5 protein-coding genes are annotated in these 5,705 nt (G+C 48.4%); 2 read left to right on the forward strand and 3 right to left on the reverse strand.

The genetic code is table 11. The annotated features are described in order from the left end of the window. The coding region (locus AC4MRN_RS19080; protein WP_491204193.1) for a tetratricopeptide repeat protein at window positions 1-587 on the reverse strand (587 nt) is incomplete at its 3' end. Window positions 588-750: 163 nt separating this feature from the next. Here AC4MRN_RS19080 and AC4MRN_RS19085 point away from each other — a divergent pair. Both AC4MRN_RS19085 and cysG read left to right on the forward strand, forming a co-directional pair. Continuing rightward, complete coding sequence (locus tag AC4MRN_RS19085) at window positions 751-2,493, forward strand: DEAD/DEAH box helicase (RefSeq protein WP_073325291.1); 1,743 nt, start codon at window positions 751-753, stop codon at window positions 2,491-2,493. Window positions 2,494-2,658: 165 nt separating this feature from the next. Beyond that, a complete protein-coding gene (gene cysG / locus AC4MRN_RS19090) occupies window positions 2,659-4,041 on the forward strand; it encodes a siroheme synthase CysG (protein WP_491055679.1) in 1,383 nt (460 codons plus the stop codon). 49 nt (window positions 4,042-4,090) lie between these two features. On the opposite strand, the gene AC4MRN_RS19095 is transcribed toward cysG, so the two are convergent. Together AC4MRN_RS19095 and AC4MRN_RS19100 are read right to left on the reverse strand one after the other, a co-directional pair. Further along, on the reverse strand, window positions 4,091-5,038 hold the full coding sequence (locus tag AC4MRN_RS19095) for an ornithine cyclodeaminase family protein (RefSeq protein WP_491204194.1): 948 nt from the start codon (window positions 5,036-5,038) through the stop codon (window positions 4,091-4,093). Beyond that, on the reverse strand, window positions 5,035-5,705 hold a 671-nt coding region (locus tag AC4MRN_RS19100; RefSeq protein ID WP_491204195.1), incomplete at its 5' end, for an aminotransferase class I/II-fold pyridoxal phosphate-dependent enzyme. The genes AC4MRN_RS19100 and AC4MRN_RS19095, both read right to left, overlap by 4 nt.

Below are 5,705 nucleotides of genomic sequence, written 5' to 3' on the forward strand. Positions count from 1 at the left end.
CGAAGTGCCTCTACCTGAGTGAGCGTTTTCTCGTACTGTTCATCCAGCATGCTTTCATACGCTAATGCCAACCCTTTGAACACGCTGTTGGTGTCCAACTGACGGATCTCGTCGATCAACTGGCGCGCTTCCGCTTTTTTCTCGAGCTTAATTAACGCTTCCAGTTTGTAAAAACTGACTTCTGCGCGCTTAACTGCGGTCAGGCCATCCACGCTGTGATCGATCTCTGAAAGGGCGACTTCCGCATTGGTTTCCTGATAGGCCAGGGTCAGCAGAGGAATGACTTCTGCGACGTCATAGCCTAATTCTAATGCACGGTTTAACTCTTTCTCGGCTGCCGCGTAATTGCCCTGATTGGCATAAAGTTGTCCGAGTTCGAATCGGGGATTCGGATCCTGAGGATTTTTTTGGATCGCGTTTTTAAATTCCAGGATCGCCGATTCTGTGTCCTGGGCTTCTATAAATTGGCGGGCGGCGAGTAGATGTTCTTCACTGGTTTTCTGCCCACAGCCTCCTAAAGACGTGGCACTCAGCCCCATAACTAATGCCGAAATAAGTACCCGGCGATGTAACGACCTGTTCTTCATAGTGCTTACCTTGCTCATGATTCCTAGTGCTGTCCCTATAATTTACCAGACGGTTTCCTATACAATAATGGTATCCGCACTACTATTGGCCTATAATAGCGCTTTATATATATCGCTGGCTTTTCTGCTATGCCCGTCCGAGTTATTCAGGATCTTTAATTTAATGACCACAAACGTCGAACTGACCTTTACCGATCTCAAACTTCCGCAACCTATCTTACAGGCCCTTGAGAAAGTTGGCTACGAGAAACCGTCGCCAATTCAAGCCGAAAGTATTCCCCTGTTATTGGAAGGCCATGACCTGCTTGGTCAGGCACAAACCGGTACCGGGAAAACCGCTGCTTTCGCTTTGCCTATGCTGGCAAATCTTGACGTAGAAGGCAATTACCCGCAACTACTTGTGCTTGCCCCAACGCGCGAACTGGCTATCCAGGTTGCTGAAGCGTTCCAAGCCTACGCAAGCTTTTCACAAAAAATCCGTGTATTGCCAATTTACGGTGGCCAGTCTTATGACAATCAAATTCGTCAGCTTAAACGCGGCGTGCAGGTTGTAGTGGGTACACCAGGTCGAGTAATTGATCACATTAAACGTGGCACATTAAAGCTGGATAAACTGAAGTTTCTGGTACTGGACGAAGCCGATGAAATGCTGCGTATGGGCTTCATTGACGATGTTGAATTGATCTTGAGCCACGCGCCAGAAGAACGTCAGACAGCTTTGTTCTCTGCAACAATGCCAGGACCAATCAAAAAGATCACGCAGCGTTACCTGAATGATCCTAAGCACGTAAAAATTGAATCCAAGGTCAGCACCGCAAGCACCATTCGCCAGCGTTACTGTCAGGTGGCCGGTCACCACAAGCTTGAAGCTCTGACACGTATCATGGAAGTTGAACCTTTCGACGGTATGATCATCTTTGTTCGTACTAAAACCGCAACGTTAGAACTGGCGGAAAAGTTAGCTGCCCGTGGTTACGATGTAGAGCCGTTGAATGGTGATATTCCTCAGGCCGCGCGTGAACGTACCGTTGACCGCCTGAAGCAAGGTAAAATTGACATCCTGGTTGCCACCGACGTTGTTGCGCGTGGTTTGGACGTAGAGCGTGTTAGTCACGTTATTAACTTTGATATCCCTTACGATACCGAGAGCTATGTTCACCGTATCGGTCGTACCGGTCGTGCCGGCCGTAACGGCGACGCTATATTGTTTATCTCTCATCGTGAAAAGCGCATGCTTCACGCGATCGAGAAAACCACGCGTCAGTCTATTGAGTCGATGCCAATTCCATCGATCAGCGAACTGAACGAAACCCGTTTAAGCAAGTTTAAACAAAGCGTGATGGAAGCCACAAAAGACGACAGTCTGGAAGGCCTGATGCCTATTGTGGATATGCTGATTGACGAAAACGAAGCAAGTCCTGAAGTGTTACTGGCTGCCCTGATTAAATTAGCGCAAGGCGATGAGCCGTTGTTGTTAAAAGAATCAGATCGCCCTGATCTGCATGCTCCACGCCCGCGTCGCGATGATGATCGCCGCGGTGGTGAACGTGATGGGCGCAACCGTCGTGATGGCCGTGAAGGACGCGACAGTCGCCGTAAGTCACCGCGTGACAGCCGCCGTCCGGAACAAGGTATGCAGCGTTATCGCATCGAAGTGGGTCACACCCATGGCGTGAAACCAGGCAATATCGTTGGCGCTATTGCTAATGAAGCCGGTATCGACAGCAAGTACATTGGTGCTATCGAAATTTACGACAACTTTACTACTGTTGATTTACCGGAAGGTATGCCTAAAGAGGTGAAGCAAACGCTACAGGATACCCGGGTATCCGGTCAGCGCATGGGACTACGTGAATGGTCAGATAAGCCACCAGCACGCAAGAAAGGCCCCAAGCCTCGTAACTAAAAACTCAACCGGCAGCGTGTAACCACCCTGCCGGTTTTTGTTTCGGGGCCCGAAAAGTCGACCCCTGGCCATAATAACTTTTTAATCTGAAAAATATTTTTTAATTCATTTATACAATATTAATTTCAGGCAAACTAAACGCAGTTACTGTGAGATGAGTCTGCTATGCGATATTTTCCGATTTTTATTGATGCCCAGGCACTGCAAGTTTTAATTGTGGGTGCTGGTGAGGTGGCCGCCCGCAAGCTGGAGCTTTTACTAAAAAGCCCGGCGCATATTACTGTGGTAGCCCCTGAAGTCTGCACGACGGTGCGTCATTTAGCAGAATCAGATCAGGTTACGCTTGTCGAGCGTGCCTTTGAAGAAAGCGATCTGGATAGTCGCCGCATGGTATTTGTTGCCACCAGTGACGAAGCGTTAAATGCTGACATTCATAAGTTGGCGACTCAGCGTAACATGCTGGTAAACGTGGTAGACAACACCCCGCTGTGCGGCTTTATTACCCCGTCTATCATAGACCGTTCTCCGCTGGTCATTGCGATGAGCAGCGGCGGCAACGCTCCTGTATTGCTGCGTTACTTACGTCAAAAACTGGAGTCCATTCTGCCTGCCAACCTGAGCAAGCTGGGCTCTTTTTCAGAGCGATTCCGTGAGAAAGTTAAGCAGTCACTGTCGACAGTCACCGAGCGTCGCTATTTCTGGGAGTCTGTGCTGGAAGGCGATATTGCTGAAGAAGTTACACAAGGCAATGATGACAAAGCCGAGCAGAAGTTTTTAGCGGCACTTGAAGATGCGTCAGAACAAAAGCAAACAGAAGGTCAGGTTTATCTGGTTGGCGCTGGCCCGGGTGATCCGGACTTACTCACATTCCGCGCACTGCGATTAATGCAAAAAGCCGATGTCGTTGTGTATGACCGCTTAGTCTCGCCCCAAATCCTGGAACTGGTGCGCCGCGATGCAGAAAAGATTTACGTGGGTAAAGCCAAGAGCCACCACACCGTGCCTCAGCAAGACATTAATCAGATTTTGGTCGACCAGGCGAAAGCCGGTAACCGGGTAGTACGTTTAAAAGGCGGCGACCCGTTTATTTTTGGCCGGGGTGGAGAGGAAATCGAAACCTTACTTGCTGCCGGAATTAGTTTCCAGGTAGTCCCTGGCATCACCGCTGCAGCAGGTGCTGGTGCTTATGCCGGTATTCCGCTTACCCACAGAGACCACGCGCAGTCTGTGGTATTCGCCACCGGCCACCTGAAAGACGGTACCATTGATTTAAACTGGCAGGGTTTAGCACAAGGTAACCAAACCATTGTGTTCTACATGGGCCTGACCGGACTTCCCATTATTTGTGAACAACTCATAAAACATGGGTTAAGCGCTGACACGCCTATCGCCTTGGTTCAGAAAGCCACAACCAGCGATCAGAAAGTGCTGACCGCAACGTTGTCGAGCATTGTGACTCATCCACAACTGAGCGAAATGAAACCGCCCACATTAATCATTGTTGGCAGCGTGGTGTCACTTCAGTCAAAGCTCAATTGGTTTGAATAACTGTAAAACGGCACACAGCTTGTGTGCCATTTTACGCTGCGCCGTTGGCCTACTTACTGTTCTCCAAGGCAGCATTTAATACCCCCTGAGCGATAGCAAGGTCCTGTGTTGCAATGCCGGTTAAGTCAACGACAGTGATCCCTTCGTAGCCTGTATCAAGGTTTGTCTTACCTGCAATAATCTCACCCAACTCAGATACCGATGTAAAATGCTCTGGTGAGATTTTCAATAAATGAGAAAGCTCGCCCCGCAGTGTAGCCTGAGCTCTACTGTCAGTAATCAAGCGGGCCTCGAGCAGTATATTCGTGTCCAGTTCCTGCTTTTCAGCGGTATCGGAACCGACCGCAATGATTAGCTTTGCCCCGCTCAGGTCGCCCGGCTTAATAAGCGGTTGCTCCGATGGTGTGGTTGTCACAATAATTTGACTGGCCTCTGCAACCCGGGAAACCGAGTCGACAAGCTCAACCTGAAGCCCAGATGATGCCAATGCCTCAGCACATCGTTTAGCATTGTTGGAATTTCTGGCCCACAACATTACGTGATTACATCCGGTTTGAGCGGCAATCATTTGAGCCTGTAACTGGGCCTGAATACCACTACCTATAATACCTATCGTTTGAATACCTGTGGGAGCAAGGTATTTAGCAGCAATCGCTCCAGCATAGGCCGTGCGGTAGTTGGTCAGTATCCCACCATCTTGCAAAAAGGCGACAGGCTCACCGGTTTCCAGACTAAACAATATGACAACGCCCTGACTGGAAGACATACCTATTTGTGGATTCTGATAAAAGCCAGACGCTACTTTAATGACAAAATACGGCTGCTCTTTTATAAAACCGTATTTAATATGTGTTTCGCCTTTATCCATCAGTAACTCAGCAACGGGAGGAATGACGGCGTGTCCATTAGAGAAAGCGACAAAGCTGCCTTCGATATCCTTTGTGAAATCCTTGCTGTCTAATATTGCCTGAATAGACGATTGCGCGATGATCTTCATACAGGCGTACTCGTTTTAATGTCATAATTATCTGACACATACTGACTAATGCGTGCCAGTCCTTCCTTTAGGTGTGCGGTTGGGGCGCCTATGCCGACTCTAAAGTAGCCGTCCAACCCATAAACATCGCCGGGCAACACCAATACATTTAACTGTTCACGAAACACATGGGCGAGTTGAGTAGAATTAATATCTAATGCATATTTTAGAAATGCCATTCCACCTGCTTTTGGTGGCACGAACGACACCCAGGATTGGTTGACCGAAACCCAGTCACTGAGTATTTTCAGATTATCAATGAGGTACTGCTTACTGCGATTCAGAATTTTAGTTCGGGCGTCGGGTTGCAGCACTATCGATGCAACATACTCACTAACCGCGCCCGTTGTGATACTGGTATAGTCTTTCCGTTGCCAACTTGCATAAATATCTTCTGGCAAACCAATCAACCAGCCAATTCTTAACCCGGGCATCGCCATTGCTTTTGACAATCCACTTGTAATGATTGCCTTCTCATATAAATCAACGAAGCTTGGAATTTCAACGCCATCAAATTCGGCTCCTTTGTAGACCTCATCAGCATGTAAATAAATGTCGTTGTCTCGAGCAAATTGCACCAGTTTTTTCATTTCACTCAGTGGCAATGTGGAACCAGTAGGATTGTTTG

The sequence above is a fragment of the Marisediminitalea sp. genome (assembly GCF_984433645.1).

Excerpts from the sequence above, each read along its gene's own strand:
- AC4MRN_RS19085 (WP_073325291.1), top strand. The coding sequence starts at position 751 with ATGACCACAAACGTCGAACTGACCTTTACCGATCTCAAACTTCCGCAA.
- cysG (WP_491055679.1), top strand. The coding sequence starts at position 2,659 with ATGCGATATTTTCCGATTTTTATTGATGCCCAGGCACTGCAAGTTTTA.
- AC4MRN_RS19095 (WP_491204194.1), bottom strand. The coding sequence starts at position 5,038 with ATGAAGATCATCGCGCAATCGTCTATTCAGGCAATATTAGACAGCAAG.